The sequence below is a fragment of the Thalassotalea sp. G20_0 genome, assembly GCF_017744175.1.
GTDB lineage: Bacteria > Pseudomonadota > Gammaproteobacteria > Pseudomonadales > Endozoicomonadaceae > Endozoicomonas.
Window position 1 is genome coordinate 1 of sequence record NZ_JAGHQV010000264.1, and the last position, 963, is coordinate 963.

Genomic DNA, 963 nt, shown 5'->3' on the forward strand with positions numbered 1-963 from the left:
TAATTAACGATACTACCAATTGGTCAGTGGCTCTACGGGGAATTGATATCATCATTCACCTTGCTGCCCGGGCGCATATTATGGGCGATGAGGCTGCTGATCCGTTATCAGAATACCGTTTGGTAAATGTAGCGGGTACACTAAATCTTGCCCGCCAGGCTGCTGCGGCAGGAGTAAAGCGTTTTATTTTTGTCAGCTCGATAAAGGTTAACGGAGAGACAACGTCCGGTTTGCAACCGTTTACTGAGTCTCTCACCTGCGAAGTTCACGACCCGTACGGCATGTCCAAAAAAGAGGCAGAAGACGGGTTACGGATTATTGCCGCTGAAACAGGCATGGAAGTTGTTATTATCCGGCCACCCCTGGTTTATGGTGCTGGTGTAAAGGCAAACTTTCTCAATCTGATGAAGCTTGCCGACACACCAATCCCATTACCTTTTGGCGCGATAAACAACAAACGCAGTATGGTTTATGTGGGAAATCTGGTTGACTTCATCATTCAATGCATTGATCACCCCAGTGCCGCTAATCAGACATTCCTGGTGTGTGACGGTGAAGACCTTTCACTGCGGTCATTGCTGGACATGATTAGAGCTTCACTGGGTCGGCCACCTCGTTTAGTGCCTATACCTGCCTTTTTGTTTCAGATTGCCGGCAGTATCGCTGGTAAACGGGAGGTGGTTGACCGTTTAGTGGGGAATTTGCAAATTGACTCTAGTAAGGCTAGAAATTTGCTGAATTGGGTGCCGACGTTCACGGTGCAGCAGGGCATCGATTCCACTATAGCCAGCTATCTTAAGTGTAAGGAATAACGTGATACGTTTATTTGATTTTGTTTTAGCTTTTCTGGGCCTCGTTTTTGGGTTCCCTGTTCTACTGACCATCTATATTTTTGGCCTGTTCGACACAGGTGCTCCACTTTTTTGCCAGAAACGGGTAGGTAAAAAAAAAAAGCCTTTTACC

2 protein-coding genes are annotated in these 963 nt (G+C 46.6%); both read left to right on the forward strand.

Features of this window, described 5'->3' with window-relative positions:
* Window positions 1–812 (forward strand): UDP-glucose 4-epimerase family protein (locus J7438_RS25960; protein WP_209278924.1); only part of this gene is annotated, 812 nt, incomplete at its 5' end.
* Window position 813: 1 nt separating this feature from the next.
* A partial coding sequence (locus J7438_RS25965) for a sugar transferase (RefSeq protein WP_209278925.1) occupies window positions 814–963 on the forward strand: 150 nt, incomplete at its 3' end.